The sequence below is a fragment of the Nocardioides sp. LML1-1-1.1 genome (genome assembly GCF_040676175.1).
GTDB lineage: Bacteria > Actinomycetota > Actinomycetes > Propionibacteriales > Nocardioidaceae > Nocardioides.
The window spans coordinates 48691-70090 of the sequence record NZ_JBEGHK010000002.1; the positions used below are offsets into that span (position 1 = coordinate 48691).

At 71.8% G+C, this 21400-nt stretch carries 21 protein-coding genes; 11 read left to right on the forward strand and 10 right to left on the reverse strand.

Going from position 1 to position 21400, the window contains the following annotated elements; genetic code table 11:
• Nucleotides 1–38: 38 nt before the first annotated feature.
• Nucleotides 39–503 (forward strand): ribonuclease HI, encoded by a 465-nt coding sequence (gene rnhA / locus MRBLML1_RS06825; RefSeq protein WP_364513342.1) that lies wholly within the window; start codon nt 39–41, stop codon nt 501–503.
• Here rnhA and MRBLML1_RS06830 read toward each other — a convergent pair.
• On the reverse strand, nt 490–1389 hold the full coding sequence (locus tag MRBLML1_RS06830; RefSeq protein ID WP_364513345.1) for an LCP family protein: 900 nt from the start codon (nt 1387–1389) through the stop codon (nt 490–492). The genes rnhA and MRBLML1_RS06830 overlap by 14 nt on opposite strands.
• A 1-nt stretch (nt 1390) precedes the next feature.
• Nucleotides 1391–1945, reverse strand: a complete 555-nt coding sequence (locus MRBLML1_RS06835; RefSeq protein WP_364513348.1) for a hypothetical protein — start codon at nt 1943–1945, stop codon at nt 1391–1393.
• A gap of 325 nt (nt 1946–2270) precedes the next feature.
• Between MRBLML1_RS06835 and MRBLML1_RS06840 the strand changes: the two genes are divergently transcribed.
• Nucleotides 2271–5957, forward strand: coding sequence for a multifunctional oxoglutarate decarboxylase/oxoglutarate dehydrogenase thiamine pyrophosphate-binding subunit/dihydrolipoyllysine-residue succinyltransferase subunit (locus MRBLML1_RS06840; RefSeq protein WP_414691240.1), 3687 nt, complete (start codon nt 2271–2273; stop codon nt 5955–5957).
• A 124-nt stretch (nt 5958–6081) separates the two neighbouring features.
• Complete coding sequence (locus MRBLML1_RS06845; RefSeq protein WP_364513354.1) at nt 6082–6258, forward strand: DUF6104 family protein; 177 nt, start codon at nt 6082–6084, stop codon at nt 6256–6258.
• A 51-nt stretch (nt 6259–6309) separates the two neighbouring features.
• On the opposite strand, the gene MRBLML1_RS06850 is transcribed toward MRBLML1_RS06845, so the two are convergent.
• A complete protein-coding gene (locus MRBLML1_RS06850; protein ID WP_364513357.1) occupies nt 6310–8427 on the reverse strand; it encodes an MMPL family transporter in 2118 nt (705 codons plus the stop codon).
• A 66-nt stretch (nt 8428–8493) separates the two neighbouring features.
• Here MRBLML1_RS06850 and MRBLML1_RS06855 point away from each other — a divergent pair, with 66 nt between their 5' ends.
• Genes MRBLML1_RS06855 through MRBLML1_RS06865 form a run of 3 tightly spaced genes read left to right on the forward strand, consistent with a single transcriptional unit; the run spans nt 8494 to nt 10425 of the window.
• On the forward strand, nt 8494–9132 hold the full coding sequence (locus MRBLML1_RS06855) for a TetR/AcrR family transcriptional regulator (RefSeq protein ID WP_364513359.1): 639 nt from the start codon (nt 8494–8496) through the stop codon (nt 9130–9132).
• Between the two features lie 10 nt (nt 9133–9142).
• Entirely contained in the window at nt 9143–9817 is a 675-nt protein-coding gene (locus MRBLML1_RS06860; protein ID WP_364513362.1) for a hypothetical protein, read from the forward strand.
• Nucleotides 9814–10425: an acetoacetate decarboxylase family protein gene (locus MRBLML1_RS06865; protein ID WP_364513365.1), complete on the forward strand. Its 612-nt coding sequence runs from the start codon at nt 9814–9816 to the stop codon at nt 10423–10425. Before MRBLML1_RS06860 ends, MRBLML1_RS06865 begins: the two co-directional genes overlap by 4 nt.
• Before the next feature lie 11 nt (nt 10426–10436).
• Here MRBLML1_RS06865 and MRBLML1_RS06870 read toward each other — a convergent pair whose 3' ends face one another.
• Genes MRBLML1_RS06870 through MRBLML1_RS06880 form a run of 3 tightly spaced genes read right to left on the reverse strand, consistent with a single transcriptional unit; the run spans nt 10437 to nt 13048 of the window.
• Nucleotides 10437–10694 carry a hypothetical protein gene (locus tag MRBLML1_RS06870; protein WP_364513368.1) on the reverse strand — a complete coding sequence of 86 codons (258 nt, stop codon included), beginning with the start codon at nt 10692–10694 and terminating at the stop codon, nt 10437–10439.
• A gap of 25 nt (nt 10695–10719) precedes the next feature.
• On the reverse strand, nt 10720–11868 hold the full coding sequence (locus MRBLML1_RS06875) for a fatty acid desaturase family protein (protein ID WP_364513371.1): 1149 nt from the start codon (nt 11866–11868) through the stop codon (nt 10720–10722).
• Between the two features lie 28 nt (nt 11869–11896).
• The gene (locus MRBLML1_RS06880; protein ID WP_364513374.1) at nt 11897–13048 is read right to left on the reverse strand and encodes a ferredoxin reductase; all 1152 of its coding nucleotides are present in this window, start codon (nt 13046–13048) and stop codon (nt 11897–11899) included.
• Between the two features lie 132 nt (nt 13049–13180).
• On the opposite strand from MRBLML1_RS06880, the gene MRBLML1_RS06885 reads away from it, so the two are divergent.
• From MRBLML1_RS06885 to MRBLML1_RS06895, 3 genes are all read left to right on the forward strand, one after another.
• Nucleotides 13181–13804, forward strand: a complete 624-nt coding sequence (locus MRBLML1_RS06885; protein ID WP_364513377.1) for a TetR family transcriptional regulator — start codon at nt 13181–13183, stop codon at nt 13802–13804.
• 83 nt (nt 13805–13887) lie between these two features.
• Nucleotides 13888–14472, forward strand: coding sequence for a hypothetical protein (locus MRBLML1_RS06890; protein ID WP_364513380.1), 585 nt, complete (start codon nt 13888–13890; stop codon nt 14470–14472).
• Between the two features lie 86 nt (nt 14473–14558).
• On the forward strand, nt 14559–15617 hold the full coding sequence (locus tag MRBLML1_RS06895) for an alpha/beta hydrolase (protein ID WP_364513383.1): 1059 nt from the start codon (nt 14559–14561) through the stop codon (nt 15615–15617).
• A 54-nt stretch (nt 15618–15671) separates the two neighbouring features.
• Here the strand turns inward: MRBLML1_RS06895 and MRBLML1_RS06900 are convergent, their stop codons facing one another.
• The 4 genes from MRBLML1_RS06900 to sodX form a co-directional block, all read right to left on the reverse strand.
• Nucleotides 15672–17138, reverse strand: a complete 1467-nt coding sequence (locus MRBLML1_RS06900) for an MDR family MFS transporter (protein ID WP_364513386.1) — start codon at nt 17136–17138, stop codon at nt 15672–15674.
• A 273-nt stretch (nt 17139–17411) separates the two neighbouring features.
• On the reverse strand, nt 17412–18386 hold the full coding sequence (locus MRBLML1_RS06905; RefSeq protein WP_364513389.1) for a zinc-binding dehydrogenase: 975 nt from the start codon (nt 18384–18386) through the stop codon (nt 17412–17414).
• 21 nt (nt 18387–18407) lie between these two features.
• Nucleotides 18408–19613 carry an NAD(P)-dependent malic enzyme gene (locus MRBLML1_RS06910; RefSeq protein ID WP_364513392.1) on the reverse strand — a complete coding sequence of 402 codons (1206 nt, stop codon included), beginning with the start codon at nt 19611–19613 and terminating at the stop codon, nt 18408–18410.
• Between the two features lie 40 nt (nt 19614–19653).
• Complete coding sequence (gene sodX / locus MRBLML1_RS06915; RefSeq protein WP_364513395.1) at nt 19654–19986, reverse strand: nickel-type superoxide dismutase maturation protease; 333 nt, start codon at nt 19984–19986, stop codon at nt 19654–19656.
• Between the two features lie 67 nt (nt 19987–20053).
• Between sodX and sodN the strand changes: the two genes are divergently transcribed.
• Both sodN and MRBLML1_RS06925 read left to right on the forward strand, forming a co-directional pair.
• Entirely contained in the window at nt 20054–20467 is a 414-nt protein-coding gene (gene sodN, locus MRBLML1_RS06920) for a superoxide dismutase, Ni (protein WP_364513398.1), read from the forward strand.
• Nucleotides 20468–20617: 150 nt separating this feature from the next.
• Nucleotides 20618–21400 (forward strand): hypothetical protein, encoded by a 783-nt coding sequence (locus tag MRBLML1_RS06925; protein ID WP_364513400.1) that lies wholly within the window; start codon nt 20618–20620, stop codon nt 21398–21400.

The following is a 21400-nucleotide window of genomic DNA, read 5'->3' on the forward strand; positions in this document are numbered from 1 at the left end:
GCGCGGCCACGCCTCGCCAGCGGTCTACCCTGCTCGTCGTGCCGACCTCCCGCGTGACCATCCACACCGACGGCGCCTGCCTGGGCAACCCGGGGCCGGGCGGCTGGGGTGCCCTGCTGCGGTACGGCGACCACGAGCTCGAGCTGCACGGCGGCGACCCGGCGACGACCAACAACCGGATGGAGCTGATGGCCGCCATCGTGGCCCTGGAGACGCTGACCCGGCCGGCCGCGGTGGACGTGCACACCGACAGCAGCTACGTCCGCAACGGGATCATGTCGTGGGTGGCGAAGTGGAAGGCGAACGGCTGGCGCACGTCGGCCAAGGCACCGGTCAAGAACGACGACCTGTGGCGCCGGCTCGACGAGGCCGCCGCCCGCCACGAGGTCGCCTGGCACTGGGTCAAGGGCCACGCGGGCGACCCGGGCAACGAGCGCGCGGACGCTCTCGCCGGCCAGGGCGCCCGCGAGGCGCGGGACTCCGGCGAGGTCAGCAGCGCCTGATGACGGCGTCCCGGCGGGCGTCGTTGCCCAGCCGCCGGGCCAGCGCGGTGTTGGGCAGGATGACGCTGGCGCCGTTGATCGACGTACCGGTCCCGGAGAGCACGCAGCCAGTGACCTTCGCCGGATCGACCTGCGCGACGGCCTGCGCGATCCGGAACATCTCCGTCGGCGAGACGCCCTGGGTGTGCAGGTGCCGCATCACGCTGAGCACCTGGCCCTCGAGGAAGCCGGGCTGCGCGGCGCGCTCGGCCACCCGGCGCTGGATGCCGCGGATGACCCGCTGCTGGTTGGCGGAGCGGTCGAAGTCGCCGCGCGGCAGCGACTTGCGCACCCGGGCGAACTCCACCGCCTTCATCCCGTTGATCGTGATCCGGCCCTTGCGCCAGCCCTGCGGGTGCAGGTGCGCGTCGGCGAAGGCCCGCGGGTTGTTGACGGTGATCCCGCCGATGCCGGAGATCAGGTCGGCGAGGCCGCTGAAGGTCGCGACCGCGACGTAGTCGGGCTGCACGCCGACGAGGTTGCCGACGGCGCGGCCGAGCAGCTTCGGCCCGCCGTAGTACATCGCGGCGTTGATGCGGTTGGAGCCGTGGCCGGGCAGGGGCACCCAGAAGTCGCGCGGGATGCCGATCACGGTCGCGGCGTGGGTGGTGGTGTTGAAGCCGATCAGCTGCAGCGCGTCGCCGCGGGTGCGCAGCGGGTCCTCTCGCGGCCGGGCGTCGGAGCCGACGGCGAGCACCCAGATCGTGTCGGGGCTGACGTCCACCCCCTTCGCCCGGTCGATCTTGACCAGGGTGAGCTGGACCGGCGCCGGCGTGCTGTCCGGGATGACCAGCGCGGTCACACCGAGCAGCAGGGCCAGCAGCGTCGTACGGATCAGTGCGCGCACGTCAGGCTCCTTCCCCGCGTCGTACGTCGAAGGCGAAGACCCGCCAGCCGGCAGTGGTCGGCGTCAGCGCCAACCGGCCGGCCAGGACCTGGGTCGTCTCCGTCGAGCCGGCGGTCAGCCGGACCACCAGCTTGATCCGGGCGGTCGCGCCGGCGACCTTGCCCTGCGGCGCGAGCACGTCGACGCGGACCAGCCGGCTCGCGACGCGCGAGCCGCTCAGCCGGGACCCGACGGCGACGTTGCTGAGCAGCGAGGTCGGCTTCACCGCGAGCGCCCGGGCGCCCTGGGTGAAGTCGGTGAACGCGGCGCTGAAGTCGGCGCGTGGGTAGTCCCCCTCGAACGCTCCGGCCGACCAACTCTCGACCACGGACGTGACATCCGCCACGACCCGGTCGGCGCGCGCCTTCGGCAGCGTCCCCCGGACCTTGCCCAGCGCGGCGTCGGTCGTGATCGGGCTCGGGGCGGGTGTCGCCGAGGTCCCCGGCTTCGATGCCGGCTCGTCGTCGCCGCCCGAGCAGGCCGGAAAGCCCATCAGTACGGCGATCGCGAGTCCCACCGCGGCTGCTCGGGACGAGCCGCGGGGCGCTCTCGCGGTGACTCGATCTGGTGCTGTTCGCATGGCGTCGGCCCCCTCTCGATCCCCACCACACAAGCGCGGTCGGTGTCGGTTCCGCAACACCCTGCCGCAAAGGGTGGCCGAGGGGCGGTATTTGCTTCGGCGGGGGACTAGCCTTGGCGGTCGACACCGCCCGCTACCGACGGCGGGGGGCAACAGCTCATTTTCGGAAGAGGCGAAGCACGTCGTGACGCAGTCGTCAGACCAGTCCCACGGTTCACCCGAACCAGTCGACTTCGGAGCCAACGAGTGGCTCGTGGAGGAGATGAAGGAACAGTTCGAGGCTGACCCCAGCAGCGTCGACCCGGCGTGGGCGGCGTACTTCAAGGGGGCGGGCACGAACGGGACGACGGCCGCCACCGCGAGCGCCCCGGCGCCCGCCCAGCAGGCCCCGGCCCCGGCAGCCCCGGCCCCGGCGAAGGCACCCGCGAAGGCACCCGCGCCGGCACCCGCGCCGGCCCCTGCCCAGCAGGCCACCACCGCGGTGACCCCCAAGGCCACCCCGGCCCCCCAGGTCAGCCCCGCCTCGACCACGACGCCGACGCCGCCGAAGGCCGACGCCGAGAAGCCCACCCCCAAGGACGCTCCCCGCCCGGCTCCCGTGACCGCGAGCGACGAGCCGACCCTGACCGTGCTGCGCGGCATCCCCGCGGCGACCGCGAAGAACATGGACATCTCGCTGTCCGTGCCGACCGCGACCTCGGTCCGCAACATCCCGGTCAAGCTGCTGTGGGACAACCGGATCGTCATCAACAGCCACCTCAAGCGCGCCCGCGGCGGCAAGGTCTCCTTCACCCACCTCATCGGCTACGCCATCATCAAGGCGATCAAGGCGCAGCCGGCGATGAACAACACCTACGACGAGGTCAACGGCAAGCCGACCATGGTCACGCCGGCCCACATCAACCTGGGCCTCGCGATCGACCAGGTCAAGCCCGACGGCAGCCGCCAGCTGGTCGCCCCGAGCATCAAGGCGACGGAGTCGATGGACTTCGCGCAGTTCTGGACGGCGTACGAGGAGATCGTGCGCAAGGCCAAGGACAACAAGCTGACCATGGAGGACTACTCCGGCACGACGGTCAGCCTCACCAACGTCGGCGGCCTCGGCACCAACAACTCGGTCCCCCGCCTCATGCAGGGCCAGGCCGCGATCATCGGCGTCGGCTCGATGGACTACCCGCCGGAGTTCCAGGGCGCGTCGGAGGAGACGATCGCGCGCAACGCGATCTCCCGGATCATGACGATGACCTCGACGTACGACCACCGGGTCATCCAGGGCGCGCAGTCGGGCGAGTTCCTCGGCCAGGTGCACCGCTACCTGCTCGGCGAGGAGGGCTTCTACGACGAGATCTTCCGGGCCCTGCGGATCCCCTACGAGCCGATCCGCTGGAACGCCGACGTCGCCACCTCGCACGACGACGAGATCGACAAGCAGGCGCGGATCCTGGAGCTGATCCACGCCTACCGCGTGCGCGGCCACCTGATGGCCGACACCGACCCGCTGGAGTACAAGCAGCGCAGCCACCCCGACCTCCGCATCGAGTCGCACGGGCTGACCCTGTGGGACCTCGACCGCGAGTTCCCGACCGGCTCCTTCGGCGGTGGCGACCGCCGCTTCATGAAGCTGCGCCACATCCTCGGGATCCTGCGCGACTCCTACTGCCGCACGACCGGCATCGAGTACATGCACATCATGGACCCCGAGCAGCGCCGGTGGATCCAGGAGCGCGTCGAGCAGCCGCACACCAAGCCGCCCCGCGAGGAGCAGCTGCGGATCCTGCTCAAGCTCAACCAGGCCGAGGCCTTCGAGACCTTCCTGCAGACCAAGTTCGTCGGCCAGAAGCGGTTCTCCCTCGAGGGCGGCGAGACCACGGTCCCGGTCGTCGACGAGATCGCCGAGGCGGCCGCGCAGGCCGGCCTCGACGAGGTCGCGATCGGCATGGCCCACCGCGGCCGGCTCAACGTGCTGGCCAACATCGTCGGCAAGTCCTACAACCAGATCTTCCGCGAGTTCGAGGGCAACATCGACCCGCGCACGGTCCAGGGCTCCGGCGACGTGAAGTACCACCTGGGCGCCGAGGGCGAGTTCGTCGCCGGCACCGGCGAGACCATCAACGTCTCGGTCGCCGCGAACCCCTCCCACCTGGAGACCGTCGACCCGGTGCTGGAGGGCATCGCCCGCGCCAAGCAGGACGTCCTCAACCAGGGCGAGAAGTTCCCGGTGCTGCCGGTCCTGCTGCACGGCGACGCCGCGTTCGCCGGCCAGGGCGTGGTCGCCGAGACGCTCAACCTCTCGCAGCTGCGCGGCTACCGCACCGGTGGCACGATCCACGTCGTCATCAACAACCAGGTCGGGTTCACCACCTCACCCGGCTCCTCGCGCTCGACGCTCTACTGCACCGACGTCGCGCGGATGGTCCAGGCGCCGATCTTCCACGTCAACGGCGACGACCCGGAGGCCTGCATCCGCGTCGCGCGGCTGGCCTTCGAGTACCGCCAGACCTTCCACAGCGACGTGGTCATCGACCTCGTCTGCTACCGCCGCCGCGGGCACAACGAGGGCGACGACCCGTCGTACACCCAGCCGCTGATGTACGACCTGATCGAGCAGAAGCGCTCGGTGCGCAAGCTCTACACCGAGTCGCTCATCGGTCGTGGTGACATCACGATCGAGGAGGCCGAGCAGGTCCTGCGCGACTACCAGCAGCAGCTGGAGCGGGTCTTCACCGAGGTGCGCGAGGCCGACACCAAGCCCGACGAGTGGACGACGGTGCCGGACTACCCGGACAAGCCGGAGGGCGAGACCCAGACGGCGGTGACCCCGGAGGTCCTCAAGCGGATCGCCGACGCCTACGTCACCCCGCCCGAGGGCTTCACCGTCCACCCGAAGGTGATGCCGCAGCTGCAGCGTCGCGCCGCGGCGATCGCCGACGGCCCGATCGACTGGGGCACCGGCGAGATCCTCGCCTTCGGCTCCCTGCTCATGGAGGGCCGCCCGGTCCGCCTGGCCGGCCAGGACTCGCGGCGCGGCACCTTCGTGTCCCGCTTCGCCACCATCATCGACCGGCACAACGCCGACGAGTGGACGCCGCTGGCCAACCTCACCGAGGACCAGGCGAAGTTCTTCGCCTACGACAGCCTGCTCTCGGAGTACGCCGCGCTCGGCTTCGAGTACGGCTACTCGGTCGCCCGGCCCGAGGCCCTGGTGCTGTGGGAGGCGCAGTTCGGCGACTTCGTCAACGGCGCCCAGTCGGTCATCGACGAGTACATCTCCGCCGGCAAGACCAAGTGGGGCCAGGACTCCGGCGTCGTGCTGCTGCTGCCGCACGGCTACGAGGGCCAGGGTGCCGACCACTCCTCCGCCCGCATCGAGCGCTTCCTGACGCTCTGCGCGGACGACGCGATGGTCGTCGCCCAGCCGTCCACCCCGGCGTCGTACTTCCACCTGCTGCGCCAGCACTCGCTGGGCGGGGAGCACAAGCCGCTCATCGTCTTCACCCCGAAGTCGATGCTCAAGCGCAAGGAGGCGGCCTCGCAGCCGGCCGACTTCACCAGCGGCGAGTTCCGCGCGGTCATCGGCGACGACACGGTGGACCCGGCCAAGGTCTCCACCGTGCTGCTGGTCTCCGGCCGGCTCACCTGGGACCTGATGGTCGAGCGGCAGAAGAGCAGCCGCGAGGACGTCGCGATCCTGCGGGTCGAGCAGCTCTACCCGTGGCCGGTCGAGGCGATCAAGGCCGAGCTGGCGAAGTACCCCGACGCCAAGGTCAAGTGGGTCCAGGACGAGCCCTACAACCAGGGCCCGTGGCCGTCCTACTACCTCAACGTGGTGCCGCAGCTGGACCGGGAGATCGAGCCGATCACCCGCACGGCGTCCTCGACGACGGCGGTCGGCACGGCCAAGCGCCACCTCGAGGAGGCCAAGGTCCTGATCGGCGAGGCGTTTGCGTGACCGGTGACCGTCCGAGGAACGAGGACGGGCACCGACCGGTCAGGCAGATCGAGTAGGCGCACGACCGAGGAACGAGGTCGTGGCCGCCGTATCGAGATCCGTGCACCTACGCAGGAGGAGTGACGTGTACTTCACCGACCGCGGGATCGAGGAGCTCCAGCAGCGCCGGGGTGACGAGGAGGTCACCCTGGCCTGGCTGGGCGAGCGGCTGCAGGAGTTCGTCGACACCCACCCGGAGTTCGAGACCGCCGTCGAGCGGTTCGCGACCTGGCTGGCCCGGCTCGACGACCCCGAGGACTGAGCAGGTACGACGAGGGGCCCGGCGGATCTCCGCCGGGCCCCTCGTCGCGTCTCAGGCCGGCACGGCCTCGGAGAGCCCGAACCGCCGGTGCACCGCACGCAGCGGTCGCGGCGCCCACCAGGCCCGCTCCCCCAGCAGCCGGATGCTGGCCGGGACCAGCACGCCCCGGACCAGCGTCGCGTCGATCAGGATCGCCAGCCCGGTGCCGAGCCCGAAGAACTGGATGAAGCTCACCGAGCTCACCAGGAAGGCGAAGAAGCTGATCGCGATCAGCGCGGCGGCCGTGCTGACGATCCGCCCGGTGTGCGCGAGCCCGTGCACCAGCGCCTCCTCGTTGCCCATGCCGAGGTCGCGCATCTCCTTGATCCGGCTCATCACGAAGACCTCGTAGTCCATCGAGAGCCCGAAGGCGACGCAGAACAGCAGCACCATCATCGAGGAGTCCATCGGCTGCGGGGTGAAGCCGAGCAGCCCCGCCAGGTGGCCGTCCTGGAACACCCAGACCATCGCACCGAGGGTGGCGCCCAGGCCCACCGCGTTGAGCAGCAGCGCCCGCACCGGCTGCACGACGCTGCCGGTGAACAGGAACAGGATCACCATGGTGGTCAGCACCAGCCAGCCGGCGACCCACGGCAGGCGGGAGCCGATGCCGGTCATCTGGTCGTGCAGCTCCGCGCTCGCGCCACCGACCAGGGCGTCGGCACCCGGCGGCGCGGGGACCGCCCGGACGTCCTCGACCAGCGCCCGGGCCGCCGCCGAGCGCGGGTCCAGGTCGGTGACCACGGAGAGCAGCGCCGCCCCCTCGCCGGGACGGGTGTCGACACGGACCACGTCGTCGAGCGCGCCCAGCCGGCCGGCGTACGACGCGAGGGCGGTCTCGTCGACCGAGGAGGTCGTGACGACCTGGATCGGGTGGGTGCCGTCCCCGGCGAACTCGGTGCGCAGCGCGTCGCCGGCCTCGCGGCTCGAGGCGCTGGCCGGCAGCACCCGGTCGTCGGGCGTGCCGAGCTCGATCCCGGCGAGCGGGACGGCCATCACCAGCAGGCCGGCCAGGACCGGGACCGCGCTGAGCACCGGGTGACGGGTGACGAAGCCCGCGAGCCGGCGCCACGCGGGCGCCTCCTCGCCACGGATGCCGCGCACCCGGGGCACCCGCCAGGCGTCGATCCGGTCGCCGAGCAGGCTGAGCCCGGCGGGCAGGACCACGACCGCGCTGAACGCGGTGATCAGCATGACCCCGATGCCGGCGTAGGCGAAGGAGCGCAGGAAGTACATCGGGAAGACGAGCAGGGCCGCCAGCGCGACGGCGACGGTGGTCGCGCTGAAGGTGATGGTGCGCCCGGCCGTCTCCACCGCGCGTCGTACGGCGGCGTCGGAGTCGCGGCCCGCCGCCCGCTCCTCGCGCACCCGGGCCACCATGAGGAGCCCGTAGTCGACGGCGAGCCCGAGCCCGAGACCGGTGGTGAGGTTGACGGCGTAGATCGAGACGTCGGTGACCGAGCCGAGGATCGACAGCTCGGCGAAGGTGCCCAGGATCGCGGCGAGGCCCACGCCGAGGGTGACCAGGGCGCCGACGACGTTGCCGAAGGCGAGCACGAGCAGCACCAGGATCAGCGGGATGGCGATCGACTCGGCGAGGCCGAGGTCCTTGCCGATCTGGCCACCGATCTCCTCCCCCACGACCTCACGCCCGCCGACGGCGACCCGGAGCGCGCCGTCGGCGGTGCGGTAGGCGTCGAGCAGGTGGGCCGGGTCGGCGTCGGTGCTGGGCGCGACGGCCGCGGTGACCAGCGCGTGGGAGCCGTCGGTCGAGCGGAGCGGGCCGGCCCGCCCGTCGAAGTACGACGTCACGTCGGCCAGCCCCGGGTCGGCCCGCAGCCGCTGGGTGAGCGCCCGGCCGGCGGCCGCGGAGGCGGCCGAGTCGACGTCGCCGTCCGCGGCGTCGACGACCAGGACGTAGTCGGCGGAGCCGCCGAAGCGCTCCTCCAGCAGGGCGGCGGCGCGGCTGCTGTCGGACCCGGGGTCGTCGAACCCCTCGGTCTGCAGCTTGCCGAACGCGCCGACCCCGACGACGGCGGCGGCGACCACCCCGAGCAGGCCCAGGGCGAGCACCCGGCGGGAGTGCCGGGTGACGACCTCTCCGATCCAGCGGAACATGACGACCTCCATGTGTACGGGCGTGAACTTTATGGGTGTTAACTTGGCAGGAATGTGTGCGGGTGTCAACATGTCTCCGTGACGTCTCGCGGCAGCTACCACCACGGCGACCTGCGCAACGCCCTCGCCCGAGCGGCGGCCGAGCTGGCCGCGACCGGCGGACCGGACGCGGTGACCATCCGCGGCGCGGCCCGCGAGGTGGGGGTGACGCCCACGGCGGCGTACCGGCACTTCGCCGACCAGTCCGACCTGCTGGAGGCCGCCCGTGCGCTGACGATGGACGGGATGGCCGCTGCGATGGGCGAGCTGGTGGCGGCCGTGCCGGCGGACGGCGACGCGACCGAGCGCGCGATCGCCCGGCTGCGCTCGACGGGACGCGGCTACATCCGGTTCGCGCTGGAGGAGCCCGGGATCTTCCGCACCTGCTTCACCGGCCAGCTGCGCTTCCCCTCCGACCCGATGCCGGAGGACCCGGCGCCGTACGCCCTGCTCGGGGAGATGCTCGACGAGCTGGTCGAGGTCGGCTGGCTCGCCCCCGAGGACCGGCCCGGCGCCGAGGCCGGGCCCTGGGCCGCCGTGCACGGGCTGGCCCTGCTGCTCGTCGACGGCCCGCTCAAGGACCTCGACGACGCCGAGCGCGAGGACGCGATCGAGCGCACCCTCGACCTGACCGTCCGCGGGCTCGCGACCGGCCCGGAGGCCCGCCGCGCCCGCTAGTGTCCTCGGCGTGAGCGACGAGCTGATCGACTACGCGGCCTGGGGCGAGCGCTTCTTCGCCACCGCCGTCACCGCCGAACGGGTGCTGGCCGGGGTCAACGTGCTGTCCGGCCGGCCGATCGACGTCGGGCCGCTGGGCGTCGGCCCCGGCCGGATCGCCAAGGTCACCGCGCAGGGCCGGATCGGCACCGCCACCGGCCAGCGCGCCGGCGCGGACCCGGTGTCCTTCCACGTCGACCTGCCGGTCACCCTGCGCTTCACCATCGACCTCGGCATGGACAAGCAGCACTTCGACGCCGAGATCACCGTCCCGCTCGTCATCACCGCGCACGCCCGGGCCGACCTGGCGATCGCGCTGGAGGTGACCCCGCCGCGCACGGCCCAGGTCGTCGTACGGCTCAAGGCGCAGGGGCTGCGCGCCTCGCTCACCAGCAGGGCCGCCAACGTCGAGGGCGAGCTGCGCCGGTTCGTGGCCAAGTACGTCGCCAAGGAGCTCGACAAGCCCTACGTCCGCGAGGCCACCACGATCGACGTGGCCGCGGCGGTCGAGCGTGCCGCCGCCGGGCTCGGCCCGCGCGAGGAGAGCCCGATGGCCGCCGAGCTGACCGACGACCTGCCCGCCGCGCTGGAGACCGAGATCGAGCACAGCGCACAGCTCTTCCTCGACCCGGAGGACGAGCAGTGAGCGAGCACGCCTATCCCCCGGCTCCGTGGCACATGCACGGCTCGCTGTGGCTCTCGGCCTTCCGGCTGCGCGAGGACGCCGACGAGCGCCACCCCGCCGGGACCTACGGCGTCGCACTGGTCTCCTACGAGGAGCCGAGCCCGCTGACCTACCACGAGCTGCTCGTCGCCCGGACGACCAAGAACCGCCACGGCAGGGGCGCGGTCACCATCACCGACATCTGGGTCGACTCCCCCGCCTCGCAGGCCGGCGGCCGCGCGCTGTGGGCGATCCCGAAGCAGCTGTGCGACTTCGACACCGAGGGCGGCTACCGCGGGCCGGTCACCTCGACCGACTGGACCGCGACCGTCGACCGCCGCCCGATCGTCTCGGCGTCGTTCACCGATGTCTCGCGGGCGGCGCTGCGGGTGCCCTTCACCGGCCTGGTCGAGCAGCCCGGCATCGCCGAGCACCCGGAGGTCGCCGACGTGACGATGAAGGGCAGCGCCAAGGCGCTGCCGTGCCGATCGCGGTGGGACTTCGCGAGCGACGGACCCCTCGCGTTCCTGCGAGAGGCCCGTCGGCTCGGGTCGTTCCGGATGGCGGCCTTCCGGCTCGCCTTCGACTGAGGCCCCCGGACTCAGTCCTCCTCGTCGACGACGGGAGCCGCGGGGTCCACCGCGGGCGCGAGCTCGCCGTGCTCGGCCAGCGCGCGCCGCGAGGAGTCGCGGATCTCGAAGATCTCGGTCGCGAAGCCACCCACGGCGGCGGCGACCTCGCCGACCGCCTTGGTGAGGATCGTGGCGACCTCGCCGACCGTGTTGGCGGCCGCCTCGGCACCAGCCTGGACGGCGTCCTTCGCGATCTCGCCCTTGCTCAGGTGGTCACGTCCGCTCATGGGCACCAGTGTCCCCCGGTGGGCCTCAGGCTGCCAACGAGTCGTCGGTCACGGCGTCCGGGCCGGGCACCGGCGCCACCTTGGCGTCGCCGCCGGGCAGCGAGAAGCGCACGATCTTCTTGAACACGCTGAAGAGCTGCTTGCCCAGGCTGCCGGTGTTGTAGGGCAGGCCGTAGCGCTCGCAGATCTCCTGCACCTCGACGGCCATCTCCGGGTAGCGCCGGGCCGGCAGGTCGGGGAACAGGTGGTGCTCGATCTGGTGCGAGAGGTTGCCGCTCATCAGGTGCATGAGCTTGCTGCCCTTGATGTTGGCCGAGCCGAGCATCTGCCGCAGGTACCAGTGCCCGCGCGTCTCGTTCTCGGTCTCCTCCTCGGAGAAGGACGCGACGCCGGCCGGGAAGTGACCGCAGAAGATGATGTTGAAGGCCCAGATGTTGCGGACCAGGTTGGCGGTGGCGTTGCCCGCGAAGGTCAGCGGGAAGAGCGGTCCGGTCAGCGCCGGGAACAGGACGTAGTCCTTGAGCGCCTGGCGGCGGATCTTCTTCATCAGGCCCGGGTAGAGCGGCTTGTTGTCGGCCAGCTTGCGCTTGCCGGAGACGATGTTCTCGACCTCCAGGTCGTGCAGCGCCACGCCCCACTCGAAGAACACCATCAGCAGGAAGGCGTAGAGCGGGTTGCCCAGGTAGTAGGGGTGCCACTTCTGGTCGGGGTCCATCCGCAGGATCCCGTAGCCCACGTCGCGGTCCTTGCCGACGATGTTGGTGAAGGTGTGGTGGATGTAGTTGTGGCTGTACTTCCACTGCTCACCGGGGCACACGGTGTCCCAGTCGAACATCCGGGAGTTGAAGGCCGGGTCGCCCAGGAAGTCGTACTGCCCGTGCATCACGTTGTGCCCGATCTCCATGTTGTCGAGGATCTTCGACACGCTCAGGCAGGCGACGGCCGGGAGCCAGCCGACGACGGGCAGGTAGAACAGCGCGCGGCCGGCGATCTCCATCTTGCGCTGGGTGGTGACGACCTTGCGGAGGTACTCCGCGTCCGCCTCGCCGAGGTCGGCGATCACCCGCTGGCGCAGGTCGTCGAGCTCGGCGCCGAGCTGCTCGATCTGCGCAGGCGTCAGCCCGTGGTACTTCTCGTCGGCCAGGGGCTCGGGGGTCAGGGTGTCGGTGCTCATCAGTTCTCTCCTCGGGGTCTCGGAGTGCTCAGAGGTCGATGTGGCAGTCACCGGCAGCGGCGGTGACGCAGATGCGGATCTCCTCGTCCGGCAGGGAGGACTCCTCGCCGGTGAGGACGTTGCGGACGGTGCCGGCGGTCTTGGTCTTGGTGCAGGAGAAGCAGATGCCCATGCGGCAGCCGAACTCCGGGTTCAGGCCCAGCTCCTCGGCCTGCTCCAGCAGGCTGGCGCCGGTGGCGGCGACGGTCTTGCCCGAGCGGGTGAAGGACACCTCGCCCTCCACCTCCTCGCCGGGCTGGGCGGCGCGCGCGACGGCCGGCTTGAAGAACTCCATCCGCAGCCGCGGCGAGAGCTCGCCCTCGGCGTCGGTGTAGGCGTCCTTGACCAGCTCGACCAGGCCCGCGGGACCGCACAGCCAGGTGTCGGTGTCCCGGTACGACGGCACGAGGCGGCGCAGCTCGAACTCGCTGAACACCTGCGTGCCGTGCCGCAGGTGCACGGTCACGTCGTTGTCGGCCTCGGCGATCTCGGCGAGCTCCGTTGCGAAGATCTGGTCCTCGGGGCCGCGCGCGAAGTGGAGGAAGGTCACCTTGCGGCCGGCCCGGCCGTCGTACCCGTCGCGGAGCAGGGTGCGCACCATCGACATCGCGGGCGTGATGCCCGAGCCGCCGGTGATGAAGAGCAGGTGGTTGTTGGTCGGCGTGGCCGGGCTCTCGACGAGGGTGAACTCGCCCTGCGCCTGCGAGAGGTGCACGAGCTGGCCGGGCTCCGCCTCACGGACCAGGTACGACGACACCTGGCCCTCGTCGTGCGCGCGGATGGTGAGCGTGATCTGCTCACCGGGCGCGGAGGCCGCCGACGAGATCGAGAACGCCCGGGTGTGCCGCTTGCCGGACCCCGGCAGGTCGACACCGACGAGGACGTGCTGGCCGGCGCGGTGGCCGCGCCAGGTGCCGGTGGGCTGGAGGGTGAGCGTGGCGACCGGCGCGGTGTCGGTGCCCTCGGTCTCGCGGTGCACGGAGACGACCTGGGCCCGGACCTCGTGCGCGGCCCACATCGGGTTGAAGCGCTCGAGGTAGCGGTCGACGGTGTGGGGGGTGGCCAAGGCCGCGGCGAGCCGCGAGCGCAGGAGCCGCTCCACCACGCCGTTGGGCGCCGGCGGGGAGATGAGCGCGGACATTCGCGCCTCCTTCGTTGGCGGAAGATTGGGTGTACGTCTGTACACCGAAACTCTCCCGCGACTCCCCCAGGGTGGTCAACGACCCGCCCGCGTGACAGTGCACACATGTTCACCAAAGGTAGGATCGGGTACATGACCGAGACCCGCGTCGAGCGCAAGGAGCGGACCCGCCGCGCCATCCTCGACGCCGCGCTGACCCTGTCGGAGGAGACGACCCTGGTCGCGCTCTCCCTGCGGCAGGTCGCCAAGGAGGTCGGCATCGTCCCGACCGCGTTCTACCGGCACTTCCCCTCGATCGAGGACCTCGGCCTCGCGCTGGTCGAGGAGTCGCTCGACACCCTGCGTGCGCTGCTGCGCGAGCTGCGGCGCACGGCCGGTGCCGACTTCGGCACGATCATCGACGGCTCGGTCAGCGTGCTCGTCGACCAGGTGCACCTCAACCACCGGCACTTCGGCTTCATCGCCCGCGAGCGCTTCGCCGGGCCGGCCACCGTCCGCGAGGCCATCGCGCACGGCATCGACACCGCCGAGCGCGAGCTGGCGATCGACCTGGCCCACCTGCCCGGCACCGACACCTGGTCCGAGCGGGACCTGAGCGTGCTCGCCTCGCTGATCGTCGGCGCCATGGTCACCGCCGCCGAGCGGCTGATCGCCGCCGGCCCGGGCTCGCCCGCCGAGGAGCGGATCGCCGACACCGCCCGCCGCCAGCTGCGGATGATGATCATCGGCGCGATGAGCTGGCGCTCCACGGACTAGTCGCGACCTCTCGCAACCAAACGCCCACTCCCGGCGTCTCCCCTGGTGCAACCGTCCCCCCACCCCACCAGGGAGCCATCACCATGTCCGTCCCGGCCCGTCTGCTCACCCTCCTCGCCCTGCTCGCCGGGCTGCTCGCGCCACTCGGCGCCACCCCGGCGGAGGCCGCCGCCGTCCACCGCACCCGCGTGGTGGTGAAGATCGCGCACTGCGAGGGCTGCGAGGTCTCCCTCCAGCAGGGCCTGCGCCACCGCTGGTGGTCCAGCCCGACCCGCCGCGTCCACGACGGCCGGGCCGTGTTCGTCGTACCGTCCGGGCGGACCCGGGGCATGACCGTCGCGGTCACCGGCACCTGGGAGACCACCAGCCCGCACCCGTCCGGCTTCCAGGCCATCGCCACCCTGCGCTACCGCGGCGTCGCCGCCGGCGAGCGGGTCACCTTCGCCGAGGCTCGCGCGCAGCGCCGCGGCTCCGCCTGCTTCCCCGGTACGACGGCCGACCGGCTCGTGCTGCGCCTCAACGCCCGCAAGGTCCGGGTCGCCGGCAACGGCGGCCCGGCGCTGACCACGCTGGCCTGGGCCGACCCGCAGACCCGCACCATGGCCGGCACCCAGGCCCGCGTCTACCGCGGGGTCTTCGGCGCGCAGGACATCGTGCCCTGCTCCTGACCCGCCCGGTCGCCACGAAGCGGGCGGCGGCGTCAGGCTCGTCACTTTCGGTGGACGCGAAGTTACCGACCAGTCACCATGGCGCGGTGTCCACCGCAGTCCAGAGCCTGACCACCGCCGCCCGCAACGCGTGGGCGATCTCCCCCCTCGGCCCCGGCATCGAGCAGTACGACGGCCTGCCGGCCACCGTCCTCAGCGACGCCCCGCACCGCCGGCTCACCCGCTACGACCGCAGCACCCCGGCCACCGCGCCGCGGCCGGTGCTCCTCGTCCCGCCGCTCGCCGTGGCCGCGCGCTGCTTCGACCTGCGGCCCGGGCAGAGCCTGGCCGCCCACCTGCTGGAGAGCGGGCGGGCGACGTACCTGGTGGACTACGGCGCGATCACCTTCGCCGACCGCGCGATGGGTTTCGAGACCTGGATCGACGACATCCTGCCCACCGCGATCCACGCGGTCCTGGCCGACCACGCCGAGGCCGGCGAGCTGGCCGACGGCGTCGACCTGGTCGGCTGGTCGCTCGGCGGCACGATGAGCCTGCTCACCGCCGCCGCGCACCCGGACCTGCCGATCGCCTCGCTGACGGCCTTCGGCACGCCCATCGACTACACCAAGATCCCCGCCGTGCAGCCGCTCATCGCGGCGGACCGGCTGCTCGGCTCCCGCGCGATGACCGTGCCGACCGCCGCGCTCGGCGGCGTGCCGAAGCACCTGGTCCGCGCCAGCTACCGCGCGATGGCTCCCAAGCGCGAGCTCACCAAGGCCGTCCACCTCGCCAAGAACATCCTCGACGTCGAGACCCTGGCCCGCACCTCCGCGATCGACGACTTCATCGCCGAGATGCCGGGCTACCCGGGCCGCGCCTACCACCAGATCCACACCCGGCTGATGGCCCGCAACGAGCTGGCCTCCGGCACCGTGCGGCTCGGCCGCGGCCGGGAGGTGCACCTGGCCGACGTCCGGGCCCGGGTGCTCTTCGTCGGCAGCGAGAGCGACAACATCGCCGACGGGCCCGCGGTCCGCGCGGGCGCCGACGTCGTCCCCGGGGCGCGGTACGCCGCCGCGGACGGCCTGAGCCACCTCGGCCTGGTCGCCGGCCCGCGGGCCGCCGAGCTCAGCTGGCCCGCGATGGACGCCTTCCTGGGCTGAGAAGCGCCGCTGCCGGCCCGACCCCGAGGTCGGACCGGCAGCGATCGGGCGTGCTCAGTGGTGCGCGGCCGGCGCGTCCGCCTTGGACGGCAGCAGGAGCGCCATCGCGACCACCACGACGCCGATCACGGCGCCGGTGGCGAAGGCCCACTGCAGGCCGCCGACGAACGCCTCGCCCTGGCTGGCGCCACCCTCGGCGAGGTGCTTGCCGCGGTTGGTCATGATCACGATCAGCAGGGCGGTGCCGATGGCGCCGGAGACCTGCTGCAGCGTGCCGAGCAGCGAACTGCCGTGCGAGTACAGCTGCGGCGACAGGTCTCCCAGGCCGATCGTGAAGACCGGCGTGAAGATGGTCGCCAGGCTGATCATCAGGGCCACGTGCAGGGCCAGGATGACGACGTACGACGTCTCGGCACCGATCCGGCTGAGGCCGAACAGCAGCGCCACCATGACCACGGAGCCCGGGATCACGATCGGACGGGCACCGATCCGGTCGTAGAGCTTGCCGACCTGCGGGCCGAGCAGGCCCATCGCCAGACCACCGGGCATGACGAGCAGTCCGGTCTGCAGCTCGGAGAGCCCGCGCAGGTCCTGCAGGTAGAGCGGCAGCAGGATCATCGAGCCGAGGAAGGCCATGAAGCCGGCCGACATGAGCACCAGCGAGACCGCGAAGTTGCGGTGCTTGAGGGTGCGCAGGTCCATCAGCGGGCGCTCCGAGCGCTGCAGGTGGACCTGGTAGAGCGCGAACGCGGCGATCAGCACCACGCCGGCGCCGATGAGCAGCGTCGGCTCCTGCCACTCGGCGTTGCCGACCTTGCTCAGGCCGTAGACGAAGGTCGCGAAGCCACCGGCGGCCAGCACCACGCTGAGCCAGCTGACCGGGCTCGCGGTGGTCTCACCGACGTTCTCCAGCGCGCGGTGGCCGAAGAAGCCGACCAGCACCGCGATCGGGAGCACGGCGACGAAGATCAGCCGCCACGAGCCCATGTGCAGCAGCACGCCGGACACGGCCGGGCCGAGCGCCGGGGCGCACGACATGGCGAGGGTGACCTGGCCCATGACCCGGCCGCGGTCCTCCGCGGCCACCACGGTCATCAGGGTGGTCATCAGCAGCGGCATCATCACCGCCGTGCCGCTCGCCTGGACGACGCGGCCCACCAGGAGCACGCCGAAGGTCGGCGCCAGCGCGGCGACCAGCGTGCCGGCGCTGAACGTGATCATCGCCGTCGCGTACGCCGCCCGGGTGCTCACCCGCTGGAGGAACCAGCCGGTCACCGGGATCACCGCCGCCATGGTGAGCATGAAGACGGTCAGCGCCCACTGGGCGGTGGTCGAGGTGATCTGGAAGTCGGTCATCAGCCGCGGGACGGCGTTGACCATGATCGTCTCGTTGAGGATGACCACGAAGGTCGCCGCGACGAGCAGCTTGATGACGAGCGGGGTCCGACCCGGGGCGACGGTGCCCGCGGCGAAGTCCTGCTCGAACTCGGCGATGTCGCCGGTCTCGATGGGCGCAGTCATGACAGGGTCCTAACGTTGGGTGGCAGGGTCCAGCGGTGGCCGACCAGGTGCTGCCGGACGAATCGGGCGGCTCTCGCTTCACCAGTTCCACGAACGAGCCGACACCGTTTCGACAGTGCTCGGGCAGAAAATTCATCGGTGTCCGCCCGGCGCACTCTCAGGAGTCAATCGTGGCGCACCGACATCGATTCCCGCCAACCGTTTTCCCTGCCGGTGCGGGGTCGCTCCGCCAGGTCCCACCAGCCTCAGGAGCGGGCAAGGTCCACCCCACCGTCAGCGGGTGAAGACGATCTTCCCGAACACCTCGCCCCCGGCCATCGCCGCGAAGCCGTCACGCGCCTCGGTCATCGGCAGCACCCGGTCGATCACCGGGCGCAGCCCGGTCGCGTCGAGCATGGTGACCAGCGAGGCCAGCTCGTCGCGGGTGCCCATCGTGGAGCCGATGACGGACAGCTGCAGGAAGAAGATCCGGGTGAGCTCGGCGTCGTCGAGGTCCGGCCCGGAGGTGGTGCCGGAGATGACGATCTTGCCGCCGGGGCGCAGCGAGCGGATCGAGTGCGACCACGTCGCGCGGCCCACGGTCTCCATCACCGCGTCGACCTTGACCGGCAGGCGGGCGCCGGACTCGAACACCTCGTGCGCGCCGAGCTCGAGCGCCTTGGTGCGCTTCGCCTCGTCCCGCGAGGTCGCGAGCACGCGCAGGCCGCCGGCCCGGGCCAGGGCGATCAGGGCGGTGGCGACGCCGCCGCCGGCGCCCTGGACGAGCACCGTGTCGCCTGCCTTGAGCCCGCCCTGGGTGAAGAGCATCCGGTACGCCGTCAGCCATGCCGTCGGCAGGCAGGCCGCCTCCTCGAAGGACATCGACGCGGGCTTCGGCACCACGTTGCGGCGCGGCACGGCCACCTTGTCGGCGAGCGTGCCCTGGTAGCGCTCGGAGAGCAGCGAGCGGCGCGGGTCGAAGGTCTCGTCGCCCGCCCACGCGGGGTCGGAGATGACGGCGTGGACGACGACCTCGTTGCCGTCCTCGTCGTAGCCCGCCGCGTCGCAGCCCAGGATCATCGGCAACGCCTCGGCCTTGAGGCCGACCCCGCGCAGGGACCACAGGTCGTGGTGGTTGAGCGAGGCGGCCTTGACGGTGACCGTCGTCCACCCGTCCGGTACGACGGGGTCGGGCCGCTCGCCCAGCACGAGGCCGGTCAGCGGGTCGTCGGCGGAGCTGGCGAAGGAGTCTGCGTAGACGGCGAACACGAGACCCGACCCTAGCGGGGATCAGGCCCGCGCGACCCCGTCCCGGCGTGCGGCCTCGGCCACAGCGGCGGCCACGGCCGGCCCCACCCGGGGGTCGAAGGGCGAGGGGATGACGAGGTCCTCGGACAGGTCGTCGCCGACCAGGGCGGCCAGCGCGTCGGCGGCGGCGACCTTCATGTTCTCGGTGATCGCGCTCGCGTGGACGTCGAAGGCACCGCGGAAGATGCCCGGGAAGGCCAGCACGTTGTTGATCTGGTTCGGGAAGTCCGAGCGGCCGGTGGCGACCACGCGGGCGTGACGGTGGGCCACGTCCGGGTGCACCTCGGGGTTGGGGTTGGCCATCGCGAAGATGATCGCGTCGTCGGCCATCGTGGCGACGATCTCCTCCGGCACGGTGCCGCCGGAGACGCCGACGTAGACGTCGGCGCCGTCGAAGGCGTCGGCCAGGGTGCCGCTGCGGCCGCACTGGTCGGCGGTCAGCTCAGCGAGCGCCTTCTTCGACGGGGTGAGGTCGTGGCGCTCGGAGCTGACCACGCCCTTGCGGTCGGTGACCGCGATGTCCTTGATGCCGGCGGCGAGCAGGATCTTCGCGATCGCCACGCCGGCCGCGCCCGCGCCGGAGATGACCACGCGGGTCGACTCCGGGTTGCGGCCGGTGAGCTTGAGCGCGTTGACGAGGGCGGCGAGGGTGACCACCGCGGTGCCGTGCTGGTCGTCGTGGAAGACCGGGATGTCGAGGGCCTCCTTGAGGCGGTCCTCGATCTCGAAGCAGCGCGGCGCGGAGATGTCCTCCAGGTTGATGCCGCCGAAGCTCGGCGCCAGGCGGACGACGGTCTCGATGATCTCCTCGACGTCGGTCGTCGCCAGGCAGATCGGGATGCCGTCGACACCACCGAACTGCTTGAAGAGCACCGCCTTGCCCTCCATCACCGGCATCGCCGCGGCCGGGCCGATGTCGCCCAGGCCCAGGACGGCGGTGCCGTCGGTGACGATCGCGACGGTGTTGGGCACCCAGGTGTAGTGCCGGGTCAGCTCCGGGTCGGCCGCGATGGCCTCGCACACCTCGGCGACGCCGGGGGTGTAGGCGAGCGAGAGCTGGTCCTTCGTGCTGACGTCGGCCGTGGGTACGGTCGCCATCTTCCCGCCCAGGTGCAGGTCGAACACCGGCTCACCCGCACGCGGGTGGGGGGAAGGAAGGTCAGCAGCCACGAAGAAAGATCCTCCCATACGCGGCTTCCCGTACCGCCGGGAGTCCGGATGAGACAGGTCACAGCCGACGCGGCCGCGGCCACAGCCGCCACCGGGCCACCGCCCACACCTCGGTGTCCGGGACCGCGCCGCGGTGCCGGGAGTCGACCCCCTCGTCCGGGTTGTCGCCCAGCAGCCACCAGCCGCTCCCCCGGCGCTCGGCCGCGCGCTTGACCACCACGGTCCCGTCGGCGAACCGCGCCACGACCACCCGGCCGGGGCGCACCCGCGCGCCGTAGGCCACCAGCAGCCGGTCCCCGGGGCGCAGGGTCGGCCGCATCGAGTCACCCCGTACGACGGCCAGGCCCACCCGCCGTCGTACCGCGGGACCTCCCGTTGCCTCCGGTGCCATGCCGAGTAGTGTCGCAGTCAGCAGCTCGACCCCCGTGACATCCGTCGATACAGAGGAGAGGACCCACATGTTCTCGCGTCTCACCCGCAAGCTCGTCGCCCCGTCGATCGAGGTCTCCGCGCACTGCGACCTGCCCTGCGGCGTCTACGACCCGGCCCAGGCCCGCATCGAGGCCGAGTCGATCAAGGCCGTCATCGCGAAGGTCGCCGACAGCGACGACCCCGACTTCCGCACCCGCGCGGTCCTGATCAAGGAGCAGCGCTCCGAGCTCGTCAAGCACCACCTGTGGGTGCTGTGGACCGACTACTTCAAGCCCCCGCACTTCGAGAAGTACCCGCAGCTGCACAGCCTCGTCAACGAGGCCACCAAGCTGGCGGGTGCCACCGGCACCAAGGGCAGCCTCGACGCCGAGGTCGCCGACCAGCTGCTCGCCAAGATCGACGAGATCGCGGAGATCTTCTGGGAGACGAAGAAGGCCTGAGCCCGGCCTGACGCCGGGACCTTCGTCCTGATTCGGGAGCCGCGCACCCCCCGGGGTGCGCGGTTTCCTGCATTTCGGGGCAGATCCGCCGATGCTGCCACCATGCTCCGGGCGCCCCCGCCCGGACCAATGGGAGGGAGACACCCCGCGATGCATCGCGCTCTGTTCAAGCTCGTCCTCGCCCTGGCCGTCGGCCTGGGCCTCACCCTGACCTCGGTCGGCGTACCCGCCACCGCGGCGCCGGTCCAGGCGGTGCCCGCGGGCGCCCCCGCCGCGGCCGCGGCGCCGGACTGCACCAGCCAGAAGAACGCCGCGAACCGCGCGCACGCCACCCACGTGCAGCGGCTGGCGGCGCTCAAGCGTGCCAACGCCACCGCGGCGAAGGCGCTGAAGACCCTGAAGAAGGCGCAGGCCAAGAAGGCCCACAGCAAGAAGGCGAAGAAGGCCAAGAAGAAGACCGTCGCCAAGGCGAAGCGCAACTACGGCGTCGCGCGCAAGGCGCAGGCCAAGTCCAAGGCGTACTACAGCTCCGCGAGGAAGGCCGACGCCACCGCCCGGAGCCGGTACGACGAGTGCAAGGCCGTCCCGTCCGGCCCGGCTGCCAGCCCGGTGCAGAGCCTCTGCGACGCGGGCATCCCGCAGCCGATCTGCGACACCCTGGCCAAGCTGATCCCGAACGGCAGCGTCGCCAGCCCGCTGGCCCTGCTGTGCAGCTACGCCCCGCAGGCCGCCGCGCTGTGCGACCTGATCTCGACCGGCACCCTGCCGGACCCGGCCACGCTCCTCTCGGTCGTCAACCAGGTGCTCGCGGCCCTGGGTCTCGACCAGCTCCTCGGCAGCCTGCTCGGCGGCCTGGGCCTGGAGACCGTGCTCGACCCGGCTGGTCTCGGCACCCTGCTGGACCTGCTCGGACTGGGTGGCCTGCTGCCCTGA

Excerpts from the sequence above, each read along its gene's own strand:
- MRBLML1_RS06900 (WP_364513386.1), bottom strand. The coding sequence starts at position 17,138 with ATGACTGCGCCCATCGAGACCGGCGACATCGCCGAGTTCGAGCAGGAC.
- MRBLML1_RS06840 (WP_414691240.1), top strand. The coding sequence starts at position 2,271 with ATGAAGGAACAGTTCGAGGCTGACCCCAGCAGCGTCGACCCGGCGTGG.
- MRBLML1_RS06890 (WP_364513380.1), top strand. The coding sequence starts at position 13,888 with ATGTCCGTCCCGGCCCGTCTGCTCACCCTCCTCGCCCTGCTCGCCGGG.
- MRBLML1_RS06880 (WP_364513374.1), bottom strand. The coding sequence starts at position 13,048 with ATGTCCGCGCTCATCTCCCCGCCGGCGCCCAACGGCGTGGTGGAGCGG.
- sodX (WP_364513395.1), bottom strand. The coding sequence starts at position 19,986 with ATGGCACCGGAGGCAACGGGAGGTCCCGCGGTACGACGGCGGGTGGGC.
- MRBLML1_RS06910 (WP_364513392.1), bottom strand. The coding sequence starts at position 19,613 with ATGGGAGGATCTTTCTTCGTGGCTGCTGACCTTCCTTCCCCCCACCCG.
- MRBLML1_RS06850 (WP_364513357.1), bottom strand. The coding sequence starts at position 8,427 with ATGGAGGTCGTCATGTTCCGCTGGATCGGAGAGGTCGTCACCCGGCAC.
- MRBLML1_RS06870 (WP_364513368.1), bottom strand. The coding sequence starts at position 10,694 with ATGAGCGGACGTGACCACCTGAGCAAGGGCGAGATCGCGAAGGACGCC.
- MRBLML1_RS06925 (WP_364513400.1), top strand. The coding sequence starts at position 20,618 with ATGCATCGCGCTCTGTTCAAGCTCGTCCTCGCCCTGGCCGTCGGCCTG.
- sodN (WP_364513398.1), top strand. The coding sequence starts at position 20,054 with ATGTTCTCGCGTCTCACCCGCAAGCTCGTCGCCCCGTCGATCGAGGTC.
- MRBLML1_RS06875 (WP_364513371.1), bottom strand. The coding sequence starts at position 11,868 with ATGAGCACCGACACCCTGACCCCCGAGCCCCTGGCCGACGAGAAGTAC.
- MRBLML1_RS06885 (WP_364513377.1), top strand. The coding sequence starts at position 13,181 with ATGACCGAGACCCGCGTCGAGCGCAAGGAGCGGACCCGCCGCGCCATC.